The organism is Bacillus sp. FS02, assembly GCF_024398395.1.
GTDB lineage: Bacteria > Bacillota > Bacilli > Bacillales > Bacillaceae > Bacillus > Bacillus altitudinis.
In genome coordinates, this window is record NZ_CP074101.1 from 3456330 (window position 1) to 3477293 (window position 20964).

Consider the following 20964-nt stretch of genomic DNA (forward strand, 5'->3'; position numbering starts at 1 on the left):
TTTAAATACTAGGAGGCATTATCATATGAAAAAGTGGTTATTATTACTTATGACAGCTGGTCTTGCAGCTGCATTAGCAGCATGCGGAACTTCTTCTAATAATTCAAACGCATCAGGAGACGACAAAACACTCATTATGGCGACTTCAGCAGATTATCCGCCATTTGAATCAAAAGATGGTGATAAAATTATCGGTTTTGATGTCGACCTTGCTACAGCTCTAGCGAAAAAGAACGGCTACAAGCTAGAAATTCAAGATATGGACTTTGCAAGCCTCGTGTCAGCTCTTAAAACAAATAAAGCTGATATTGTGCTTGCAGGTATGACACCTACTGAAAAGCGTAAAAAACAAGTTGATTTCTCAGATGTTTACTACAATGCTGAAAACTTGGTTGTATCAAAAAAATCTAGCGGTATGAAAACAGAGAAAGATTTAAAAGACAAAACGGTTGGCGTTCAATTAGGTTCTATCCAGCAAGATGAAGCAAATGGATTGCAAAAGAAATATAACTTAACGGTCGAAGATCGTAATAAAATCTCTGATATCATTCAAGAAATTAAGGCAGGCCGTTTTGATGCAGCCATTATTGAAGATAAAGTAGCGGCTGGCTACTTGAAAAAGGAAAAAGATTTCCAAGCGTTTGGATTGAATAGCTCAAACGAAGGTTCAGCCATTGCATTCAAAAAAAATAGCGACTTAACAGCGAAATTCAATAAATCATTAAAAGAAATGAAGGATAATGGCGAACTTGATAAACTCATTAAAAAATGGTTTGCTGATGAAAAGTAAGTCAGGAAAAGGATCAGCGTCATTCATGAAAATCAAGTAGAAAGCGCTGAAAAGTTCAACATGTGTTGAACTTTTTTCCTGTTTTATTCTTTGATTTTATCTGAAGGAAAAAAAGGAGAATATCATGATGGATTTTAAAGATGTAATACCTCAGATGCCCTTTATTTTAGAAGGTCTTAAAGTAACGCTTTCTATTGTTGTGGTATCATTGTTCCTTGGTTTTATTTTAGGAATCTTATTAACGCTCTGTAAAATTAGTGTATTTAAGCCGCTTATCTGGCTAGCCGATTTTTATACGTCAATCTTCCGAGGCACACCGCTTGTGCTTCAGCTTTTGATTATTTATTTTGGTCTTCCCCAGCTGCTCGGCTTTCAAATTGATCAATACTGGGCAGCTGTAGCCGCCTTTTCACTAAACTCGGCGGCGTACGTTTCTGAGATCATTCGTGCAGGAATCAATGCCATTGATAAAGGGCAAAAAGAAGCGGCCGTTGCTTTAGGTATCCCGTATGCTAAAATGATGAAGGACTTATTGCTTCCGCAAGCATTCAAAAATATTTCACCAGCACTTGTGAACGAAACGATTACACTGACAAAAGAATCAGCGATTGTCACAGTCATTGGACTTGGCGATGTCATGAGACGAGCCTATCAAGCAGGTGCCGTCACCTATAACTATCTTGAACCGCTTATTTTTGCGGGTCTCATCTATTATGTCATCGTGCTTATTCTTACCTTCGTCGGCAAATCGGTGGAAAGGAAGTTAAAATCAAATGATTAAAATAGAGAAACTCACAAAATCTTTCGGTAAAAATGAAGTGTTGAAAGGGATTGATACCACGATTAAAGAAGGCGAAGTGGTAGCTGTCATCGGGCCGTCTGGTTCAGGAAAATCAACATTTCTTCGCTGTATTAACTTACTTGAAAAACCGACTTCTGGAGTGATTACGATTCAGGGGACGGAAATTACCAATCCAAAAACAAATGCACTAAAAGTGCGCGAAAATATTGGTATGGTGTTTCAACATTTTCACTTATTCCCGCACAAAACAGTGCTAGAAAATATTACGTATGCGCCAATGAATGTAAAGAACCAATCGAAGGAAGACAGCATCAAGCAGGCAGAGGATCTTTTAAAAAAGGTAGGACTTTTAGAGAAAAAAAATGATTATCCGAACCGGCTGTCAGGTGGTCAAAAGCAGCGTGTCGCCATTGCACGTGCTCTTGCAATGACACCAGATATCATGCTTTTTGACGAGCCGACGTCTGCTCTTGATCCAGAAATGGTAAAGGAAGTATTAGAGGTCATGAAAGAGCTCGCTCAATCTGGGATGACGCTGATGATCGTCACACATGAAATGGGCTTTGCAAAAGAAGTGGCAGACCGTGTGATCTTTATGGATGATGGGAAAATTGTAGAGGATGCCAATCCTGTAGAATTCTTTGAATCTCCGTCTTCACAGCGTGCTCAAGATTTCTTACAAAAAATATTATAATGAAAAAAACGAGGAGGAGACTTAACATCTCCTTCTTTTTTTGATTATAATGGGGAAAGTAAAAAAAGTTCATCATTTCACAAAAGTAGACAGAAAAGAGTGAATCACATCATGTTTAAAATCGGCTACCGAACGCTGAAAACAGCATTAGGAACAGCTCTAGCCATTTACATTGCACAAATGCTCGGTCTGCAAAACTATTCAGCTGCCGGCATTATTACGATCCTATGTATTCAGGTGACGAAAAAAAGGTCACTCCTCGCATCTGGGGCCCGCTTTGCCGCATGCAGTCTTGCCATCTTATTTTCTTATTTGTTTTTTGATCTGATTGGGTATCATCCTTTCGTCATTGGACTGATGCTGCTCGTCTTTATTCCAACAACGGTCTTGCTTCGGATTAAAGAAGGGATTGTCACAAGTTCAGTGATTATCCTTCATTTGTATATGTCTGGAGGCATTACGCTTCATCTCATCTTGAATGAGCTTTTACTCATCACCATTGGTGTAGGGGTCGCACTCATTATGAACCTGTATATGCCTAGCGTTGATAAAAAGCTGAAACAATACAGTGAACAGATTGAAGCGAATTTTGCGAAAATCTTTGAAGAAATCGAGCAATATTTAATGACCGGAAAACAAGACTGGACAGGAAAAGAAATACCAGAGACGCATCAATTGATTAAAGAAGCGAAAGCTCTTGCATACCGTGATGTTGAAAACCATGTCTTAAGACATGAAAATCTGTATTATCATTATTTCAACATGAGACAAAAGCAATTTGAAATCATTGAGCGGGTGCTTCCGAAAATTACGTCCATTTCTGTTACAACGGAGCATGGGCAAATCATTGCAGAATATATTAGAGATTTACGAGAACATATTCACCCAGGGAACACGGCGCATAAGTTCTTAAGACGCCTGATTGATATGAAAGAAGAGTTTGATGCACTGCCGCTTCCGCAAACACGTGAAGAATTTGAAGCTAGAGCCGCACTCTTTCATTTTCTCGGGGAAATGGAACAATATTTGGTGCTGAAAAGTTATTTTAAAGGGATGAAAGAATAAAGACGCATGAGTTCCTCCTTCATTGGTCAATCTAATGAAAAAGGAGGAGCCTATGCGTCTTTTATTTTATACTGTGCTGACCATGTCCCTTTCACCCATCTGGCCGCTCGGGCAAAACCCGCTTCCAGGAGACCCGTATGTCATTATTAATAAACAAACGAACGAGCTTGCGTATATTGATCATGGGAAAATTCAAAAAGTCTACCCGGCTTCTACTGGCAAAACAGCTGATTTAACGCCAGAAGGTGAATTTACAATTATGATCAAAGCGAAAGATCCTTATTACAGAAGAAAAAATATTGAAGGCGGCGCAAAGAATAACCCACTCGGCCGAAGGTGGATTGGATTTGATGCGCGAGGAACCGACGGGAGAATCTATGGAATTCATGGAACAAGTGATGAGACATCGATAGGGAAATTTATTACGGCAGGCTGTGTACGTCTTCATAATCAAGATGTAGAACGGCTATTTGATCAGCTTCCAGTTGGTACAAAAGTATGGATCACGAAATCAAGCGATGCATTTGAAAAACTGGCCAAAGACAAACAGGCCATTCGTTAAAAAACGAATCACCTGCTTGTCTGCTTTTTTATCAACACTTTATAAAAAGGCTGCCGCTCCTGCTAAAAGTGAAGAAATTAACAGTAAGCTAATCATGAGCAATACCATAAATTTCATGAATTTCTGAGACATATCGCACCCCTATAATCAAATGTTTTTGCGACGAGCGCACCTTTCTTTATTCTAGCTCGTTTTTACGCAGGCGACAAGTGATGTACAAAGGAAGTGAACGGATGAATCAAATCGATCATATTGCCATTGCCGTTTTTTCTATTCAAAAAACAGCACGTACGTTCTCTAGGCTGTTTAACTGGGAATTTTCAGACATAGAAGTACTTCCGAATCAAGGGGTCAAAGTATCTTTTGCTTCCCTAGGTGATCTGCACATTGAGTTGATTGAACCGATATCAAATCACAGCACATTACATACCTTCTTAACAAAAAGAGGAGAGGGGCTTCATCATATTGCATTAAAGTCAGGTGACATTCAGGCTGATCTCAGTCAACTTGACGAGCTCGGCATGCAGCTCATTCAAAAGGGCGCACAAAATGGTGCGAACGGAAAGCGCATTGCGTTTATTTCACCAAAAGAAACGTCAGGTGTGCTAATTGAATTGTGTGAGCCTTTGAAAGGAGAGAAACAGGAAGATGCATGAATCGTTCAATGACTTGACTGAATGGCGCGAGAAAGCTTTAAGGGGCGGTGGTGAAAAACGAGTAGCGGCTCACCGAAACAAAGGAAAGCTGACTGTTCGGCAGCGGCTTCATGAACTTCTTGATGAAGGAAGCTTTATGGAAATTCAGTCATTCGCTAAAGGCTGCCGCTCAGAACATTTAGGGGATGGCGTTGTCACTGGGACGGGACTGATTCATGGGAGACAAGTAGGCGTATATGCACAAGATGCGACCGTGTACGGGGGTTCACTAGGGGACATGCATGCGAAAAAGATAGCGGCTTTAATGGATTTGGCTGCTAAAAATCAAATGCCTGTTATCGGTCTAAAAGACTCAGGTGGTGCGAGAATTCAGGAGGGTGTGGTATCATTAGAGGGATACGGTCAGATTTTTAAACGGAATGTGCTGTACTCTGGTCAAATTCCACAAATATCCGTTATTTTAGGCTCCTGTGCGGGAGGTGCAGTTTATTCACCTGCACTGACGGATTTTGTATTCATGACGGAGCAAACAGCTCATATGTTTTTAACTGGACCGAAAGTGATAGAAAAAGCAACAGGAGAGACGGTCTGTCCTGACCGGCTTGGAGGTGCAGCAGTTCAGCATCAAACAAGTGGGAATGTGCACTATACAGGGAAAGATGAGAAAGACGTGTTAAAAGCAGTTCGAACGCTTTTAACGTACATACCAACGAAACGACGGCCTGTCATTCATCGTAAGGTGCAAAAGCATGATGCGAGCGATCTTGGGAACATCTTGCCAAAGGAGCCATCACGTACTTATGATGTCAAACAAGTGGTGACAGCGATCACCGACCACGGCTCATTTTTTGAAACGCAGCGTTGTTTCTCCAAAAATATCGTCACAGGTTTTGCCAGATTACAAGGGTCTTCCATTGGTCTTGTAGCCAATCAGCCTAAGGTGCTGGCAGGAAGCCTTGACCTCAATGCTGCTGATAAAGCGGCTCGGTTTATTCGATTTTGCGATGCATTTCATATTCCCATTTTAACCCTTGTGGACGTTCCTGGTTTTTTGCCAGGGGAGAAAGCTGAGCATGCAGGCATTATCCGCCACGGCGCAAAGCTTCTGTATGCGTACGCTGAGGCGACCGTTCCAAAGATCACTGTGATTTTGCGAAAGGCATTTGGCGGTGCATACGTTGCGATGAATAGTAAGGGATTAGGTGCTGACTTTGTATATGCATGGCCAGAGGCAGAAATTGATGTCATGGGAAAATCGTTTGCAGACGAAATTGTTCATCCTGCTTTGCGTGAGGTGGACAATGAACCTAGTGTCATGAAGGCAGCACAATTAGGATTAATCGACGATATTTTAATGCCAGATGAAACGAGAGAACGGCTCATTCGCTCATTTGACCTGCTTCGCAGTAAGGAAGAAGATAGACCGTTAAAAAAGCATGGAAACATGCCGCTATAAGAGGAGGAACATCATCATGATCAATGAGAAACGCTTATTAGACGAATTTTTAGAACTTGTTCAAATCGATTCAGAAACGAAACATGAAGAAAAAATTGTTGAAGTCCTAAAAGAGAAATTTACTGGTTTAGGGCTTATTGTAGTTGAAGATGATTCAAAAGAGACAACCGGCCACGGAGCAGGCAATCTTATTTGCACACTTGAAGGGAATCAAGAGGCAGATACGATTTATTTTACTTCTCATATGGATACAGTTGTACCAGGTAATGGTGTTAAGCCAGTCATTGAAGACGGCTATGTCAAGACAGATGGCACAACCATTCTTGGTGCTGACGATAAAACAGGGCTTGCTGCAATGTTTGAAGCGATCCGTGTCCTAAAAGAGAAAAATGTACCGCATGGCAAGATTGAATTTGTCATTACAGCTGGTGAAGAATCAGGACTTGTAGGAGCAAAAGCGTTAGATCCGAAACTGATGACAGCAAAATATGGTTATGCCCTTGATTCAGATGGCAAGGTCGGTACCATTATCGTGGCTGCGCCAACACAGGCGAAAGTACGCGCAACCATTTACGGAAAAACAGCTCACGCAGGTGTGGCACCTGAAAAAGGCGTCTCTGCGATTACGATTGCATCAAAAGCGATCGCCAGCATGCCGCTTGGCCGTATTGATGAAGAAACAACGGCGAATATCGGCCGCTTTGAAGGCGGAACACAAACGAATATTGTCTGTGATCAAGTGGATATTTTGGCAGAGGCACGTTCTTTAGAACCGGCAAAAATGGAAGCGCAAGTAGCGAAAATGAAAGAAGCCTTTGAAAAAACCGCTAAAGAAATGGGCGGAAGTGCCGATGTACAAATTGACATCATGTATCCAGGCTTTAAATTCTCACACGGCGATCAAGTCGTTGAAGTGGCGAAAAAAGCGGCTGCGAAAATTGGCCGTCCTTCAGAACTACAGACAAGCGGGGGAGGCAGTGATGCAAACGTCATTGCTGGAAACGGCATCCCGACCGTCAACCTAGCTGTTGGATATGAAGATATTCATACGAAAAATGAGAAAATGCCGATTGAAGAATTAGTCAAGACAGCTGAAATGGTTCTCGCCATTATCGAAGAAACGACAAATCCATCGTAAAGGCAGGAGACTCTGTGAGCACGCAAAAGATCATTATTTTCCAAGTGGGACAAGAGGATTTTGGTATCAGCGTAGAGCATATACGCTCGATTGAGAAGGTCCCTTATTTACAAGAAGTATCGAACCTTCCAAAAGAGATTAAAGGACTCATGTCGTTAAGAGGAGAGGTCATTCCAGTCAGTGACACAGGTGTCATGCTGCACGGAAAACCTCTGGATGTAACCGAACAGTCTAAGGTTCTACTATTTGAATTAAACGATCAAATGATTGGCTGCCTTGTTTCTGATGCAAAAGATATCATTGATATCGAGCTAAGTGAGATCAAGCCATTTCATATGAACACAAAAGCATCTGAATATTTCTTCGGCGTCGTTGAGAGAGAGAACAAGATGATTTTACAAGTGGACCCTAATAAGTTTCTAGGGAAAATTGAGGATCTTGATCAATTGCCTGAGCGATTGAAAGAGGAATTGGCATAAACAAAGGCCCCTTATCCATGGATAAGGGGTCATTTTGCGTGCCGGAGCTCACGAATCTTTTATTTGTTGCGCTCTACAGAAGACAAATATAGCCCCCTTATCATGTTTAGGTAAGGGGGCTATAATTTATTCAGCTGCTGGGTTAATTGAATCGTTTGCCGCAGCTTTTGTTTTTGATTTTTGGTACATCACATTTAAAATAATCGTTTGAATGGTGAGTAAAAGTCCACTTGTCATCCAATATAAAGGAAGAGCAGCGGGAGCATTAATTGATAGAAACAGCATCATGACTGGGAAAATCATGCCCATGATTTTTGCTTGTTTCAGTGCAGCTTCTGTTTGGGTGCCTGATTGCTTTGCGAATTTTTGTGTGACATAAAATTGCAAGAAATACATGGCCCCTGCAAAGATTGCCACCAAAAGATCAGTTTGTCCTAAGTTAAACCATAAGAACGAATGCGTTGCGATCTCAGGTGTTGAGCGAATTGCCGAGTAAAAGCCAAGAACAATTGGGATTTGAATCAGCATCGGCAGACAGCCCATTGCCAGCGGGTTCACATTGTTGTCTTTATATACTTTCATCATTTCCATTTGCAGTTCTTTTTGTTTTTCAGGTTCTTTCGTTTTTTTCAATTTGCTTTGTATTTGGTCAATCTGAGGTTTAACGAGTGCCATTTTCTCTTGCATCACTCTCTGCTTTTTAAATTGGTTTGCAAAAAGCGGGAAAATAAGCAGCCGGACAATCAATGTCACGAACATAATGGATAAACCGTAGTCATCATGGAAAAAGTTCGCAAGCCAGATAATCAACTCAGAAAAAGGCTGAACAAAATAATGATGGAAAAACCCATCAGAGCTTGTATTTGTTTGCGCACTCGCAGCAAATGCCGGTGACGCTACCATCATCAAAAATAAAGTCGTACAAATAGTCAATAAACGTTTCAATTCGTTTCCTCCTCAATAATAAAATCTAATAAGAGAGAGGAAGCGAATGGTCTTCATCATCATTTGATGATCTTTTCATTCGAATGACTTTACTAATCCAAGTTGTAATGCGATCATATATGATAAACAGAAAGTCTGTTCGATTCAAACAAGATGCGTCCAACTCTTCTAAACGATGTCCTCCGAGGTGCTCGTTCATTCGGCAGTCTTTTAATAAGAAAGCAATACCGATGGCGGTCAGCGCTGGAAGAATAATCGTAAAGAATTCAACAAGGAAAAAGACTTCATTGAATGTATCAATAATCATGATTATCACATCCATTTCATTACTCACAGTGTACTATACACCATATGAAATGTCTAATAGAACAAACAGGTGAAATCACGGTGAAGTGAAGGAAAGTAGATCACCTAAGGAGGCAAGCAAATGGCTGATTCTCAAAAGAAGGGGCGAATCATTTTTCATATTGATATGAATAGTTTTTATGCATCGGTAGAAATGGCGTATGATCCTTCTTTGAGAGGGAAACCTTTAGCCATTAGCGGAAATGCAAAAGAGCGCAAAGGCATAGTTGTAACCTGCAGCTACGAGGCAAGAGCACTCGGGGTGAAGCCGCCGATGCCACTTTGGGAAGCGAAGCGGCTATGTCCGGGACTGATTGTGCGTACACCCAACTTCGACCGGTACCGCAGCTCCTCACAAGAAATGTTTACCATACTAAGAGAATATAGTGACTTAGTTGAACCCGTTTCAATTGATGAAGGCTATATTGATTTAACCGATACACCTTATGCTGAGCATGCCGTAAAAACCGCTCATGATATTCAAACGAGGCTCGTAGAAGAGCTCATGCTTCCATCGAGTATTGGCATTGCACCGAATAAATTTCTAGCGAAGATGGCGTCTAATTGGAAAAAGCCAATGGGCATTACCATTTTGCGTAAACGAGATGTCCCGACAATGCTCTGGCCGCTCCCTGCAGGTGACATGCATGGGGTTGGACAGAAAACGGCAGATAAGCTGAAAACCATCGGAATTCATACTATTGAAGATTTAGCAAAAGCGAATGAATATGCGCTGAAAGAGTTATTAGGCATCAATGGACCGAGGTTAAAGCAAAAAGCAAACGGAGAGCATGACGGCATTGTCGACCCAGAAAGAATATACGAATTTAAATCTGTCGGCAATTCTTCCACTCTTCCTCACGATTCTGATGATACAGATGAACTCGTCTCATTAATAGAAAAACTGTCGCAATCGGTGAGTGCCAGATTACGAAGAAAAGAAGTGATGGCGAACCGGCTGCTCATTATGATTCGGTATGCAAGCTGGAAAAATATCACACGGAGCGTCACACTCACGAATCCAACTGATCGAAAGGAAGATCTATTTGAGGCGGCAAAGCAGCTATTCCTAAAGCATTGGAATGACCAGCCAGTAAGACTTTTAGGTGTGACGGGGACCGATCTTGTGGAACGAAAATCAGCCGTCAAGCAGCTTGATTTATTCTCTTATACAGAAGATGCAAAAGACGAACCGCTCCAATCTCTTTTAGACGGACTGAAAGAAAAATACGGTAAACCACTCATTCAAAGAGGGGTGACCATTAAGGAAAAAGAGAGCAAAACAAGTGGTACAAGTTTTAATAAAGACTTTTTTCAGGACGAAAGAGGAAATGACTAGCCTGAAAACTTGATAAAAGAGGTGATGTTGTGGTAATTTCAAAGGGTACATCATTTCAGCAGTAATCAATATAGTGTGTTAGAAGGGACGTCAGAATTATGTCAAAACAACAAATCGGTGTCGTTGGACTAGCCGTTATGGGGAAAAACCTTGCCCTAAATATTGAAAGCCGCGGTTTCTCCGTGTCCGTTTATAACAGATCTAGCAGCAAAACAGAAGAGTTTCTTCAAGAATCACAAGGGAAAAACGTTGTAGGCACATACAGCATTGAAGAATTTGTTCAATCGCTTGAAACGCCGCGTAAAATTCTTTTAATGGTAAAAGCGGGTGCAGCAACAGATGCAACCATTCAATCATTACTTCCTCACCTAGAGAAAGGTGACATTTTAATTGATGGTGGAAATACATATTACAAGGATACTCAAAGACGTAACCAAGAGCTTGCGGAAAGTGGTATTCACTTCATTGGTACAGGTGTTTCTGGCGGTGAAGAAGGCGCACTTAAAGGTCCTTCTATCATGCCTGGCGGTCAAAAAGAAGCGCACGAGCTAGTGAAACCAATTTTAGAAGCCATCTCTGCGAAAGTAGATGGTGAGCCTTGTACAACGTATATCGGTCCAGATGGAGCAGGACATTATGTCAAAATGGTTCATAACGGTATCGAGTACGGAGACATGCAATTGATCTCTGAATCATATTTTATCTTGAAGCATGTCGCTGGATTATCAGCAGAGGAGCTTCATGAAGTATTCTCAGAGTGGAATAAAGGCGAGCTTGACAGCTATTTAATTGAAATTACAGCTGACATTTTCACAAAAGTGGATGAGGAAACGAACCAGCCACTAGTAGATGTCATCTTAGATAAAGCCGGCCAAAAAGGAACTGGAAAATGGACAAGCCAAAGCTCACTTGATTTAGGTGTCCCGCTTCCAATCATTACGGAATCTGTTTTCGCACGTTTTATTTCTGCGATGAAAGATGAGCGTGTGGAAGCAAGTCAATTAATTCAAGGGCCTGAGCCAACTCAATCAGCTGAAGATAAACAAGCATTAATCGAAGCTGTTAGAAAAGCTCTCTTCATGAGTAAAATCTGCTCATATGCACAAGGTTTTGCGCAAATGAAAGCAGCGTCTGAAGAGTATAACTGGGATTTAAAATACGGTGAAATTGCGATGATCTTCCGTGGTGGATGTATCATTCGTGCAGCCTTCCTGCAGCAAATCAAAGAAGCATATGACCGTAACCCTGAATTGAAAAACCTATTGCTTGATCCTTACTTCAAGGATATCGTAGAAAGCTATCAATCATCACTTCGTAAAGTGATTTCACTTGCAGTAGAACAAGGTGTTCCTGTTCCTTCATTCTCAAGTGCACTTGCTTACTTTGATAGCTATCGTACAGCTGTCCTTCCAGCTAACTTAATTCAAGCACAGCGTGACTACTTCGGCGCACATACGTATGAGCGCACAGATAAAGAAGGCGTCTTCCATACTGAATGGATGAAATAAGTATAAAACCTCAAAAGACCTTACCTTGGTAAGGTCTTTTTTGTGTTTACATCTATTCGGCTAAAAATCCGAAAAAGAGGGATGCTAAGTAAAAAAGAACAGAAAGTAGGGATAGAAGTGGGCATTTTATATGCACTTCTCCCAGCGATATTTTGGGGAAGTATTGTTCTCATCAGTGTCAAACTTGGCGGGAATGCCTATCAGCAAACACTCGGCATTACCCTTGGCGCTTTTTTGTTTTCAATCGGCGCCTATTTGATCAAAATGCCGGAACTGACACCGCTTATTTTTGCGGTTTCCGTTATCTCTGGGATCTTTTGGAGTATTGGGCAAATGAATCAGCTTTCAAGTGTCGCCTTTCTAGGGGTGTCAAAGGCTGTTCCTTTATCAACGGGTATGCAGCTTGTGAGCACGACATTATTTGGTGTCATTGTCTTCAAAGAATGGCAGACCATGACGGTCATACTTATTGGTTCTTGTGCCATTTTATTTATTATTGCTGGCGTTGTCATGACATCCCTCGGTCAAAAAAAGAGTGGCGGAAACGAGGGCGGCAATTTTAAAAAGGGAATCATCATTTTGCTCATCTCAACCGTAGGCTACGTCGGATATGTCGTCATTTTAAGATGGTTTCATATAGATGGTTGGTCTGCGCTCGTTCCGCAATCTGTCGGCATGCTGCTTTCATCGTTAGCGATTAGTCTAAAGCAAGACCCGTTTAGCAAATATACGTTCAGAAATATCATTGCTGGTCTTGTGTGGTCGACAGGAAATCTAGGGCTTCTTTTGGCGATTCCACTCATTGGCGTAGCAGTAAGTTTTTCCATGTCTCAAACAGGAATTGTCATTTCGACTTTAGGCGGTATTTATTTATTAAAAGAGAAAGCATCTAAAACAAGCTTTGTCATTGCAGGCTGCTTGATGATTATCGCAGGTGGTGTGCTACTAGGTTTTACAAAATAGGAGGTTTTAAGCGAATGTATCCAGATTTGGAAGGAAAAACAGTTCTCATCACAGGAGCAGGTACAGGGATAGGTCAGGCGATGGCGCGCCGGTTTGGACAAGAAAAAGCCAATGTAGTGATCAATTATTTCTCAGATAAAGAAAACCCGGACGACACGATTGCTGAGATTCAAAAAAGTGGCGGACAGGCTGTCAAAATTCAAGGGATGTATCAAAAGAAGAGGATATGAAGGCGATGATTGATCAAGCTGTAAATACATATGGCAGTCTTGATGTCATGATTAATAATGCAGGAATTGAAAATGAAGTTCCTTCAACAGAAATGACGCTAGATAATTGGAACAAAGTGATGTCTACCAATTTAACAGGTATGTTTTTAGGCTGCCGTGATGCATTAAAGTATATGACAGAACATGGGATCGAGGGGTCGATTATTAATATGTCGTCGGTCCACCAGCAAATTCCGTGGCCTCATTTTGTCCATTATGCAGCAAGTAAAGGAGGCGCCAAGCTTTTGACGGAAACGCTGGCACTAGAATATGCCCCTAAAAAAATTCGTGTAAACAGCATTGCACCAGGCGCAATTGATACCCCGATCAATGCCGAAAAATTTGATGATCCAGCATTGAAAAAGGGCGTCATTGAGCTGATACCAATTGGCTATATCGGAAAGCCTGAAGAAGTGGCAGCATGTGCTGTCTGGCTTGCATCAAAAGAAGCGAGCTATGTGACAGGGTTGACGTTATATGTAGACGGCGGTATGACCAAGTACCCGGGATTCCAAGCAGGAAAAGGATAATCGTGCATATGTTGATTACGGGCTGGGCTCAGAGGATAACACAACATCAAATTATGATCTAGTATGTTGTCATGCTAGTGAAAAGCGTGAGCATAAACATTGCACACGCTTTTATCCATTTATTCGCCTTTTTCAAATATGGCTTCTTTGTTCTTCACGATGATGCCTACTTTCGTTTTGACACTAGGAACGCCATCTTTTTGAAGATAATCATATAAAATGGGTTCTATTTCATTGATATCTGTACGAAGTATTTTAGGAGATAACTCCTCGATAAATGGATCGTTTTTAACTGCTAGACAGTTCGCCATTGTATCGAGTGCAATTAAACTGAAAGGTCTTCCTTTGTTTAGCCAAGATTTCATTCTGAGCCATGTTGGAAAGCATGCTGATGCCAACCTGCCCCAACTGTCGTTAAAAGAGGAGCAATGAGACTCCATCCAATCAAGTATGTGATGTGAACGGAAACGATATAGGCTGGAGAGAGCCATCATTGGCAATTCCTTTTCACTTACACATGTCAATTGATCAAAAATACGTCTCATTCCTTCCTCGGCTGGTAAACAACTGGTTGCTGCCCAAGAAAGCGGATGAAAAAATTTATCGGCATCATTCTCCCAAAGCTCTCTTACCCAATCCGAAGCTGCAGTACCTAAAACATCAGCTGCGATCTCCAGCATTCTTGATTTGACTTCATGATTTTCCGTTCCATAAAATCTAGCTTTTACAGACATCAACATTTTTTGTGTATCGTGTTTTTTCAGGGCATTGATGACATCGTATTGAAGAAACCATCTTGTGATTGAGAAATCTAATAAAGACTCCAAATCATGTTGAACCGCTTGTAATGTGGGTATTTTCTCTTCTGCTGTGACCAATACATCTTCTTCTGGCTGACAAGCCTCTCCGTCTTCTTCATAAAAATCATCGTGCAATAAAAATTTCTTTGGAGAGTGGATGATCGCTAAGTGATACCATTCAATTGGCCGTAAAGAATAGGTTAAGAGCCGCCTGTGACAATCATTGCATAATCGATAAGGCTGAGCTGGTTCATCAGAAATTTTTACAACATCAATCTCGTTTCTTTTACAGGCTTCACACAAATGAGTGACTGCCATGATATCCACTCCTTTTGATTGAAAAGATATGAATAGATTCGAAAAGTAGCAGCAAAAGACGTTTACCTATCCATCAAATTGAGTGGGAATAGAAACTGTTTCCATCTCTGGGCAGTTACTTCTCATGATTTATGGGATGAAAAATTGAGTTTTTGAATGAGCTAAGTCATTCGCACTTATTTTAACAAAGTTCTCAAAGACTGTCTTCTGAAGAAGAAGCTACTTTATGGTTCATTCGGAGAGTATTTTTTAAAAGAAAAGGGGTCTCGTTCATATCTGGATGAGATCTTTTTTGTTCTGAAAGCTTGTTGTGAGTATTGGTACGGTCATTTTTAAAATAAAATACAGACATATATAATTAAATGTCTAGACATTTAAAAATAAAAATATATAATATTAACTGGAAGCGCTTTTATTACAACAATGGGGTGAGAGAAATGAAACGTATTTTATTAGCATGCAGTTCAGGTATGTCTACGAGTTTACTAGTCACAAAGATGAAGGCACATGCTGAGTCTATAGGGGAAGAAGCAGAGATTTGGGCAGTCGGACAAGACCAAGCGAGAAAAGAAATGGCACATGCCGATGTTGTATTAATTGGACCGCAAATGAGCTTTTTAAAAGGGGATCTTCAAAAAGAAGCTCAAAAATATGGGATTGAAGTAGAGGTCATTGATATGCAGGCGTATGGGCTAGCAGATGGACAAAAAGCGTATGAACAAGCGGTTTCATTGATGGGGGAATCTTAAAGGATGGAAAAGAAAACACTCGAAGGACTCACGGAAGAACAAATCAGTTTTCAATTGATCTTACACAGCGGAAATGCACGAAGCAAATTGCTTCAATCTCTTAAACAATTTAGAGAAGGTCATGAAACAGTAGCATCTGACCTTCTCAAAGAAGCGGAAGATGATTTGCGGAATGCACATGATATCCATTTTCAAATGGTACAGCAAGAGGCAAGCGGAGAAACGATTTCATTCTCCTTGCTGCTCATGCATGCCGAAGATCATTTCATGTCAACGATGACGATAAAAGAGCTTGTGGGAGAGCTCTTACCGATATTGCAATCACTGAAACAATAAAGGGTGTAAACAAGGGGGGAAACCAATGTTTGATAAAATAAGTGCGATTTTGGTTCCGATTGCTGGGAGATTGAACAACAATCGCTATCTAGGGGTATTAAGGGATGCCTTTATGCTTGCGTTCCCATTAACGATTTTTGGTTCCATCATGGTCGTATTAATGAATCTGCCATTTTTAGATAAGATCATGAGTCAAACAGCACTGGAAGGTGTTCAGTCTGCACTGAATATTGCACCTAGTGCGACCATCAGCATTATGAGTGTGTTTGTTGTATTTGGGATTGGCTACTATTTATCGAAAAGCTATGATGTGGAAGCTGTCTTTGGCGGTGTGATCGCTTTAGCCTCTTTTCTGCTCCTTACGCCATTTTTACTAGAACAAGAGGGCGGTGCATCCATTGCAGGCGTCATCCCAGTCGATCGTTTGGGCGCAAAGGGAATGTTCCTTGGAATGATCACAGGCTTTTTGTCTGCTGAAATTTATCGCTATTTTGTCCAAAAGAAATTTGTCATCAATATGCCGCAAGGGGTTCCGCCAGCTGTTTCTAAGTCTTTTGCTGCACTCATCCCGGCTACTTTGACACTCACAACCTTTTTACTGATCAATATCATCATTACACAAGGGTTCAAAACCAACATGCATGACTTGATTTACAATGCGATTCAGGCGCCGCTTGTCGGACTTGGAAGCGGTATCATTCCGACCTTGATCGCTATTTTCTTTATACAAATTCTTTGGTTCTTTGGGCTCCACGGCCAAATTATTATCAACTCTGTCATGGACCCGATTTGGAATACATTGTCCATTCAAAATCTAGAAAGCTACACAAAAACAGGTGAGGTTCCGAACATCATCAGCAAGCAGTTTATCGAAATCTATACAGTGGGTATGGGTGGAACCGGTATGACGCTAGCTGTTGTGTTTACGATTTTAATTTTTCTTAAAAGTAAGCAATTGAAACAAGTAGCAAAGCTCGGCTTAGGACCAGGTTTATTTAACGTCAATGAACCCATTATCTTCGGTTTACCGATTGTGATGAACCCGCTTATTCTCATTCCATGGATTTTGGCACCAATGGTGATTACTTGTATTTCTTATTTTGCGATGGCCGCAGGTATTGTGCCGCCTCCGACAGGCGTGAATATTCCATGGACAGTACCGATCTTTATTAGCGGAGTCATGGCAACAAATTCATTAGCGGGCGGTCTGCTTCAGCTGTTTAATTTAATGATTGTGTTTGTCATTTGGTTCCCGTTCCTAAAATTTATTGATCGTATGAATGTGAAAAATGAAAAAATAGTCACGACAGAAAAAACGAAACAAACAAACATCAAAGGTGAAGGAGACTCAATACATGTCGATGGAAACTAACAGTCAATCATATACATTTCCAGAAGGTTTCTGGTGGGGATCTTCTGCCTCTGCTACGCAAACAGAAGGCAGTTATCCAGGAGATGGAAAGGGACCAAACATTTGGGATCACTGGTTTGAAAAAGAGCCGAATCGTTTTTTTCAGGGCGTCGGTCCAGGTGTAACCTCGCAATTTTATCGTAAATACAAAGAGGATATCCGCCTCATGAAGGAGATTGGGCACAACTCGTTTCGTCTATCTATTTCATGGTCACGCCTTTTACCTGAGGGAAAAGGGGCTGTTAATGAAGAAGCTGTGGCTTTTTATAATGATGTGATCAATGAACTGATAGCGAGTGACATTGAACCGTTTGTGAACTTGTATCATTTTGATATGCCAATGGCGCTTCAGGAGACGGGAGGATGGGTAAACAGGCAGGTCGTAGACGATTATGTCAGCTATGCGACATTGTGTTTTCAGCTATTTGGCGACCGGGTGAAAAAATGGTTTACCCATAATGAGCCGATTGTTCCTGTAGAGGGTGGATATATGTATAGCTTCCATTATCCAAACGAAGTTGATTTCCAAAAGGCAGTGCAAGTTGGATTTCATGAGATTTTATCAAATGCTAAGGCCATTGCGGCTTATAAAGAGATGAAGCAGGAGGGGAAAATAGGCATTATCCTGAACCTTACTCCTTCGTATCCGCGAAGCCAGAATCCGCGGGATGTCGAAGCAGCTGAGATGGCTGACGCCTTCTTTAACCGGTCCTTCCTAGATCCAGCTGTGAAAGGACATTTCCCTGAAAAGCTAGTTGACGTGTTAAAGAAAGAAGGATTGATGCCGGCTATGGAGGAAGGAGACCTTGAACTCATTCAAGAGAACACGATCGACCTTCTCGGCATCAACTATTATCAGCCAAGAAGAGTGAAAGCAAAGGAACATATGCCTCACCCTGATGCACCATTTATGCCAGACCATTATTTCGATTCTTTTGAAATGCCGGGCAGAAAAATGAATGTGTACCGCGGCTGGGAAATCTATGAAAAGGGTATTTACGATATATTGAAAAAAGTCCAGACAGACTATGGGAATATTGAATGCTTTATTTCTGAAAATGGAATGGGTGTCGAAGGAGAAGAGCGGTTTCAGGATGAAGAAGGAATGATTCATGACGATTACCGCATTGATTTTATTTCTGAGCATCTTAAATGGGTGCATCAAGCCATTCAAGAAGGAAGTCATGTAAAAGGCTATCATCTGTGGACGTTTATGGATAATTGGTCATGGTCGAATGCCTATAAAAATCGCTATGGATTTGTCTCAGTGGACCTTGAGGAAGACGGGAAACGTACCATCAAAAAAAGTGGCTATTGGTTTCAATCGGTTTCAGAGAATAATGGTTTCTAATCAAGATACTTGCTCTTTCCTTGAAAAGGGCAAGTATTTTTCTTATGTAAAGATGAAAGGGTTGAAATGAAAGTGGCTCGAACCTTTTAAGCGCACTAGGCTTAGTGTAGAATGAGAGGAAGGCTAGAAAGCGCTATAATAGGATATGAAAAAACAAGTCAGTTGGTGGTGTGAGATGACAAAGTACGAACTCATTTCAGAAGAAATTAGAAAAAGAATAGGAACAGCATATTATCCAGAAGATCAACCCATTCCAGATGAAAACTCGCTTGCCGCTGAATTTAAATGCAGCAGAATGACGATGAAGCGTGCGCTCGATCTTTTAGTGGCGGAAGGTCTGCTCTTTAGAAAAAGAGGTCATGGCACATTTATTGTGAAGGCAGCGCTAAATCAAGGTGCGATCAACGTATCAGGTCATGAAAATAAAGGGTTCACGAAAGTGATGGCAGATAAAAACGTGACGAGCCAAATCATTCGCTTTGATGTGCATTTTCCAAGTGAAGAGGTGGCAGCTCATTTATCCATTGACTCAAGCACACCCGTCTATGACATTATTCGGCTCCGTTTGGTGGAAGAAGAGCCATATGTATTAGAAAAAACCTTTATGCCTGTCAATGTCATTAAGGGAATAGATGAAGAGGTTTTATTGGGGTCTATCTATAGCTACATTACAAACACACTTCATTTAAAAGTGGCAGGAGCGCACAAAAAAATTAGAGCGGCTAAATCAGATCAGCTTGATCAGCAATATTTAGGCTGTGACCCTACGGATCCAGTGCTAGAAGTGGAGCAGGTGGCTTATTTAAACACAGGTCGGCCGTTTGAATATTCCTTTAGCCATCATCGCTATGATAAATTTGATTTTTCAACGGTTGAAATTACGAAAACACGACTTTAAAAAAAGAGCAGAACCCCCTCAATCGGGAGACTGCTCTTTTTTGTTATTTTATATATTCCACCAGTGATATCCATCTTTTTCAAGAAGCTGATCTGCTTCTTTTGGTCCCATAGAACCAGCAGGATAATTTGGTTTTAACGTTTTGGTTTCAGCCCATTTTTCTGAAATTGGATCAACAAAGTTCCAAGACAGTGCCACTTCATCCCAGTGGGCAAAGTTTGTTGCGTCACCTAGCAAACAGTCATGAATTAGCTTTTCATACGCTTCTGGTGTATTCATGATGTCGTTGTAATTTGTTTGATAGTCAAGCTTAATTGGTTTAGCATACGTTCCGCCATCAAGCTTGCGAGCATTCAGGTGAAGGGTGATGCCTTCGTCTGGCTGAATGTGAATCACAAGTAAGTTTGGATGCATGGAATTCCCGTTTCCGTAGTACAGGTTCATCGGAATGTCTTTAAATTGCACCACGATTTGAGTGGATTTCTTTTCTAGACGTTTTCCTGTACGAATGTAAAATGGTACCCCGGCCCATCTAAAGTTATCGATGAGAAGTTTTCCTGCAACGAATGTTTCTGTGTTGGAGTTTGGGTCCACATTTTGCTCTTCAAGATAGGAAGGAACCATATTGCCATCAATCGTTCCTGCATCATACTGTCCGCGGACAAAGAATTGATCCACTTCATCTTTCGAGAAAGGACGAAGCGCACGCAATGCTTTCCGTTTTTCGCTACGGATTTCCTCTGTATTGAGCTTAATCGGCGGCTCCATGGCTAGTAGTGCAACCATTTGAAGCATATGGTTTTGGACCATATCTCTCAGTGCACCAGAACTCTCGTAATATCTCGCCCGGTCTTCGACACCTAATGATTCACTCGATGTGATTTGAATGTTTGAAATATAGCGGTTTGTCCAAAGCGGTTCAAAGATCGCATTCGCAAAACGAATCACCTCAATGTTTTGCACCATCTGTTTACCGAGGTAGTGGTCAATACGATAAATTTGATCCTCTGTAAATGCATCTCGGATCTCTTCATTTAATGTTTTGGCACTAGGCAGGTCATGACCAAACGGTTTTTCAATAACAAGTCGAGACCATCCAGTCGTTTCTGATACGCCTTCGCTTTTTAAAAACTTCGCAATGGTTCCGAAGAATTCTGGTGCCATCGCTAAATAGAACATCCGGTTATTCGGGATACTGTATGTATCTTCAAGACCAGAAAGAAGTGTGTTCAGTGCTTGATAGGAAGCGGGACTTGAAACATCAAAATCATGGTAATAGAAATGAGAAATAAATTCCTCTGCTTTTGCTTCTGCATCATCAGAAGAGACTGATTCTTTTACCACAGCTCTTAGGTCTTCATGAGACCAAGGACGACGTCCAACACCTACAACGGCGAATTGATCTCCAAGCTTTCCGCTATGATAAAGTCTATGTATAGAAGGGTAGAGCTTGCGTTTTGCAAGGTCTCCTGTTGCGCCAAAAATGACAATGACTGCTTTTGGATAGTTAGTTTCTGTATTCACGAAAAGTACCTCACTTTATTCGTAGCATTGTTGTAA

At 41.2% G+C, this 20964-nt stretch carries 22 protein-coding genes and 1 pseudogene; 18 read left to right on the forward strand and 5 right to left on the reverse strand.

Features of this window, described 5'->3' with window-relative positions:
* The first annotated feature begins 25 nt into the window (after positions 1 to 25).
* The 5 genes from KFQ09_RS17775 to KFQ09_RS17795 all read left to right on the forward strand — a co-directional run bounded on the left by KFQ09_RS17775 (position 26) and on the right by KFQ09_RS17795 (position 3913).
* Positions 26 to 790, forward strand: coding sequence for a transporter substrate-binding domain-containing protein (locus KFQ09_RS17775; RefSeq protein ID WP_017357953.1), 765 nt, complete (start codon positions 26 to 28; stop codon positions 788 to 790).
* Between the two features lie 127 nt (positions 791 to 917).
* Positions 918 to 1571 carry an arginine ABC transporter permease ArtQ gene (locus KFQ09_RS17780; protein ID WP_008342239.1) on the forward strand — a complete coding sequence of 218 codons (654 nt, stop codon included), beginning with the start codon at positions 918 to 920 and terminating at the stop codon, positions 1569 to 1571.
* Entirely contained in the window at positions 1564 to 2286 is a 723-nt protein-coding gene (locus KFQ09_RS17785) for an arginine ABC transporter ATP-binding protein ArtM (RefSeq protein WP_058214162.1), read from the forward strand. Before KFQ09_RS17780 ends, KFQ09_RS17785 begins: the two co-directional genes overlap by 8 nt.
* A 111-nt stretch (positions 2287 to 2397) precedes the next feature.
* Complete coding sequence (locus tag KFQ09_RS17790) at positions 2398 to 3351, forward strand: aromatic acid exporter family protein (protein ID WP_255835856.1); 954 nt, start codon at positions 2398 to 2400, stop codon at positions 3349 to 3351.
* Positions 3352 to 3403: 52 nt separating this feature from the next.
* Positions 3404 to 3913: a L,D-transpeptidase gene (locus tag KFQ09_RS17795; protein ID WP_025207596.1), complete on the forward strand. Its 510-nt coding sequence runs from the start codon at positions 3404 to 3406 to the stop codon at positions 3911 to 3913.
* A gap of 39 nt (positions 3914 to 3952) precedes the next feature.
* On the opposite strand, the gene prli42 is transcribed toward KFQ09_RS17795, so the two are convergent.
* Complete coding sequence (gene prli42, locus KFQ09_RS17800; RefSeq protein ID WP_017357951.1) at positions 3953 to 4045, reverse strand: stressosome-associated protein Prli42; 93 nt, start codon at positions 4043 to 4045, stop codon at positions 3953 to 3955.
* A gap of 101 nt (positions 4046 to 4146) precedes the next feature.
* On the opposite strand from prli42, the gene mce reads away from it, so the two are divergent.
* The 4 genes from mce to KFQ09_RS17820 are packed head-to-tail and all read left to right on the forward strand — an operon-like array spanning position 4147 to position 7642.
* The gene (mce, locus tag KFQ09_RS17805) at positions 4147 to 4569 is read left to right on the forward strand and encodes a methylmalonyl-CoA epimerase (RefSeq protein ID WP_255835857.1); all 423 of its coding nucleotides are present in this window, start codon (positions 4147 to 4149) and stop codon (positions 4567 to 4569) included.
* Positions 4562 to 6025 carry an acyl-CoA carboxylase subunit beta gene (locus KFQ09_RS17810; protein ID WP_255835858.1) on the forward strand — a complete coding sequence of 488 codons (1464 nt, stop codon included), beginning with the start codon at positions 4562 to 4564 and terminating at the stop codon, positions 6023 to 6025. The genes mce and KFQ09_RS17810 overlap by 8 nt, the downstream gene beginning before the upstream one ends.
* 16 nt (positions 6026 to 6041) lie before the next feature.
* Positions 6042 to 7163, forward strand: a complete 1122-nt coding sequence (locus KFQ09_RS17815) for a tripeptidase T (RefSeq protein WP_255835859.1) — start codon at positions 6042 to 6044, stop codon at positions 7161 to 7163.
* Between the two features lie 14 nt (positions 7164 to 7177).
* Positions 7178 to 7642: a chemotaxis protein CheW gene (locus KFQ09_RS17820; RefSeq protein WP_008342245.1), complete on the forward strand. Its 465-nt coding sequence runs from the start codon at positions 7178 to 7180 to the stop codon at positions 7640 to 7642.
* 126 nt (positions 7643 to 7768) lie between these two features.
* Here the strand turns inward: KFQ09_RS17820 and KFQ09_RS17825 are convergent, their stop codons facing one another.
* Together KFQ09_RS17825 and KFQ09_RS17830 are read right to left on the reverse strand one after the other, a co-directional pair.
* The gene (locus KFQ09_RS17825; protein WP_007501121.1) at positions 7769 to 8587 is read right to left on the reverse strand and encodes a membrane protein insertase YidC; all 819 of its coding nucleotides are present in this window, start codon (positions 8585 to 8587) and stop codon (positions 7769 to 7771) included.
* Positions 8588 to 8612: 25 nt separating this feature from the next.
* The gene (locus KFQ09_RS17830) at positions 8613 to 8894 is read right to left on the reverse strand and encodes a hypothetical protein (RefSeq protein WP_008342247.1); all 282 of its coding nucleotides are present in this window, start codon (positions 8892 to 8894) and stop codon (positions 8613 to 8615) included.
* A 120-nt stretch (positions 8895 to 9014) separates the two neighbouring features.
* Here KFQ09_RS17830 and KFQ09_RS17835 point away from each other — a divergent pair, with 120 nt between their 5' ends.
* The 4 genes and pseudogenes from KFQ09_RS17835 to KFQ09_RS17850 all read left to right on the forward strand — a co-directional run bounded on the left by KFQ09_RS17835 (position 9015) and on the right by KFQ09_RS17850 (position 13541).
* Positions 9015 to 10271, forward strand: a complete 1257-nt coding sequence (locus tag KFQ09_RS17835; RefSeq protein WP_007501120.1) for a DNA polymerase IV — start codon at positions 9015 to 9017, stop codon at positions 10269 to 10271.
* A gap of 98 nt (positions 10272 to 10369) precedes the next feature.
* Complete coding sequence (gndA, locus tag KFQ09_RS17840; RefSeq protein WP_017367561.1) at positions 10370 to 11779, forward strand: NADP-dependent phosphogluconate dehydrogenase; 1410 nt, start codon at positions 10370 to 10372, stop codon at positions 11777 to 11779.
* Between the two features lie 117 nt (positions 11780 to 11896).
* Entirely contained in the window at positions 11897 to 12742 is an 846-nt protein-coding gene (locus KFQ09_RS17845) for a GRP family sugar transporter (RefSeq protein ID WP_024718904.1), read from the forward strand.
* Positions 12743 to 12756: 14 nt separating this feature from the next.
* Positions 12757 to 13541: pseudogene (locus tag KFQ09_RS17850) on the forward strand (SDR family oxidoreductase).
* 119 nt (positions 13542 to 13660) lie between these two features.
* On the opposite strand, the gene KFQ09_RS17855 reads toward KFQ09_RS17850, so the two are convergent.
* Complete coding sequence (locus tag KFQ09_RS17855) at positions 13661 to 14659, reverse strand: hypothetical protein (RefSeq protein ID WP_255835860.1); 999 nt, start codon at positions 14657 to 14659, stop codon at positions 13661 to 13663.
* A 437-nt stretch (positions 14660 to 15096) separates the two neighbouring features.
* On the opposite strand from KFQ09_RS17855, the gene KFQ09_RS17860 reads away from it, so the two are divergent.
* The 5 genes from KFQ09_RS17860 to KFQ09_RS17880 all read left to right on the forward strand — a co-directional run bounded on the left by KFQ09_RS17860 (position 15097) and on the right by KFQ09_RS17880 (position 19404).
* On the forward strand, positions 15097 to 15408 hold the full coding sequence (locus KFQ09_RS17860) for a PTS sugar transporter subunit IIB (protein ID WP_008342261.1): 312 nt from the start codon (positions 15097 to 15099) through the stop codon (positions 15406 to 15408).
* A gap of 3 nt (positions 15409 to 15411) precedes the next feature.
* Positions 15412 to 15744 (forward strand): PTS sugar transporter subunit IIA, encoded by a 333-nt coding sequence (locus tag KFQ09_RS17865; protein WP_017357943.1) that lies wholly within the window; start codon positions 15412 to 15414, stop codon positions 15742 to 15744.
* 25 nt (positions 15745 to 15769) lie between these two features.
* On the forward strand, positions 15770 to 17116 hold the full coding sequence (celB, locus tag KFQ09_RS17870; protein WP_007501108.1) for a PTS cellobiose transporter subunit IIC: 1347 nt from the start codon (positions 15770 to 15772) through the stop codon (positions 17114 to 17116).
* Positions 17100 to 18506 carry a glycoside hydrolase family 1 protein gene (locus tag KFQ09_RS17875; RefSeq protein WP_255835861.1) on the forward strand — a complete coding sequence of 469 codons (1407 nt, stop codon included), beginning with the start codon at positions 17100 to 17102 and terminating at the stop codon, positions 18504 to 18506. Before celB ends, KFQ09_RS17875 begins: the two co-directional genes overlap by 17 nt.
* Positions 18507 to 18681: 175 nt before the next feature.
* The gene (locus KFQ09_RS17880; protein WP_017357941.1) at positions 18682 to 19404 is read left to right on the forward strand and encodes a GntR family transcriptional regulator; all 723 of its coding nucleotides are present in this window, start codon (positions 18682 to 18684) and stop codon (positions 19402 to 19404) included.
* Positions 19405 to 19452: 48 nt separating this feature from the next.
* Here KFQ09_RS17880 and zwf read toward each other — a convergent pair whose 3' ends face one another.
* Positions 19453 to 20928, reverse strand: coding sequence for a glucose-6-phosphate dehydrogenase (zwf, locus tag KFQ09_RS17885; RefSeq protein WP_008342269.1), 1476 nt, complete (start codon positions 20926 to 20928; stop codon positions 19453 to 19455).
* Positions 20929 to 20964: the final 36 nt, after the last annotated feature.

Bases quoted from the DNA above. Each gene is read 5' to 3' on its own strand.
- KFQ09_RS17775 (WP_017357953.1), top strand. From the start codon at position 26: ATGAAAAAGTGGTTATTATTACTTATGACAGCTGGTCTTGCAGCTGCA.
- KFQ09_RS17780 (WP_008342239.1), top strand. From the start codon at position 918: ATGGATTTTAAAGATGTAATACCTCAGATGCCCTTTATTTTAGAAGGT.
- KFQ09_RS17785 (WP_058214162.1), top strand. From the start codon at position 1,564: ATGATTAAAATAGAGAAACTCACAAAATCTTTCGGTAAAAATGAAGTG.
- KFQ09_RS17790 (WP_255835856.1), top strand. From the start codon at position 2,398: ATGTTTAAAATCGGCTACCGAACGCTGAAAACAGCATTAGGAACAGCT.
- KFQ09_RS17795 (WP_025207596.1), top strand. From the start codon at position 3,404: ATGCGTCTTTTATTTTATACTGTGCTGACCATGTCCCTTTCACCCATC.
- prli42 (WP_017357951.1), bottom strand. From the start codon at position 4,045: ATGTCTCAGAAATTCATGAAATTTATGGTATTGCTCATGATTAGCTTA.
- mce (WP_255835857.1), top strand. From the start codon at position 4,147: ATGAATCAAATCGATCATATTGCCATTGCCGTTTTTTCTATTCAAAAA.
- KFQ09_RS17810 (WP_255835858.1), top strand. From the start codon at position 4,562: ATGCATGAATCGTTCAATGACTTGACTGAATGGCGCGAGAAAGCTTTA.
- KFQ09_RS17815 (WP_255835859.1), top strand. From the start codon at position 6,042: ATGATCAATGAGAAACGCTTATTAGACGAATTTTTAGAACTTGTTCAA.
- KFQ09_RS17830 (WP_008342247.1), bottom strand. From the start codon at position 8,894: ATGATTATTGATACATTCAATGAAGTCTTTTTCCTTGTTGAATTCTTT.
- KFQ09_RS17835 (WP_007501120.1), top strand. From the start codon at position 9,015: ATGGCTGATTCTCAAAAGAAGGGGCGAATCATTTTTCATATTGATATG.
- gndA (WP_017367561.1), top strand. From the start codon at position 10,370: ATGTCAAAACAACAAATCGGTGTCGTTGGACTAGCCGTTATGGGGAAA.
- KFQ09_RS17855 (WP_255835860.1), bottom strand. From the start codon at position 14,659: ATGGCAGTCACTCATTTGTGTGAAGCCTGTAAAAGAAACGAGATTGAT.
- KFQ09_RS17860 (WP_008342261.1), top strand. From the start codon at position 15,097: ATGAAACGTATTTTATTAGCATGCAGTTCAGGTATGTCTACGAGTTTA.
- KFQ09_RS17865 (WP_017357943.1), top strand. From the start codon at position 15,412: ATGGAAAAGAAAACACTCGAAGGACTCACGGAAGAACAAATCAGTTTT.
- celB (WP_007501108.1), top strand. From the start codon at position 15,770: ATGTTTGATAAAATAAGTGCGATTTTGGTTCCGATTGCTGGGAGATTG.
- KFQ09_RS17875 (WP_255835861.1), top strand. From the start codon at position 17,100: ATGTCGATGGAAACTAACAGTCAATCATATACATTTCCAGAAGGTTTC.
- KFQ09_RS17880 (WP_017357941.1), top strand. From the start codon at position 18,682: ATGACAAAGTACGAACTCATTTCAGAAGAAATTAGAAAAAGAATAGGA.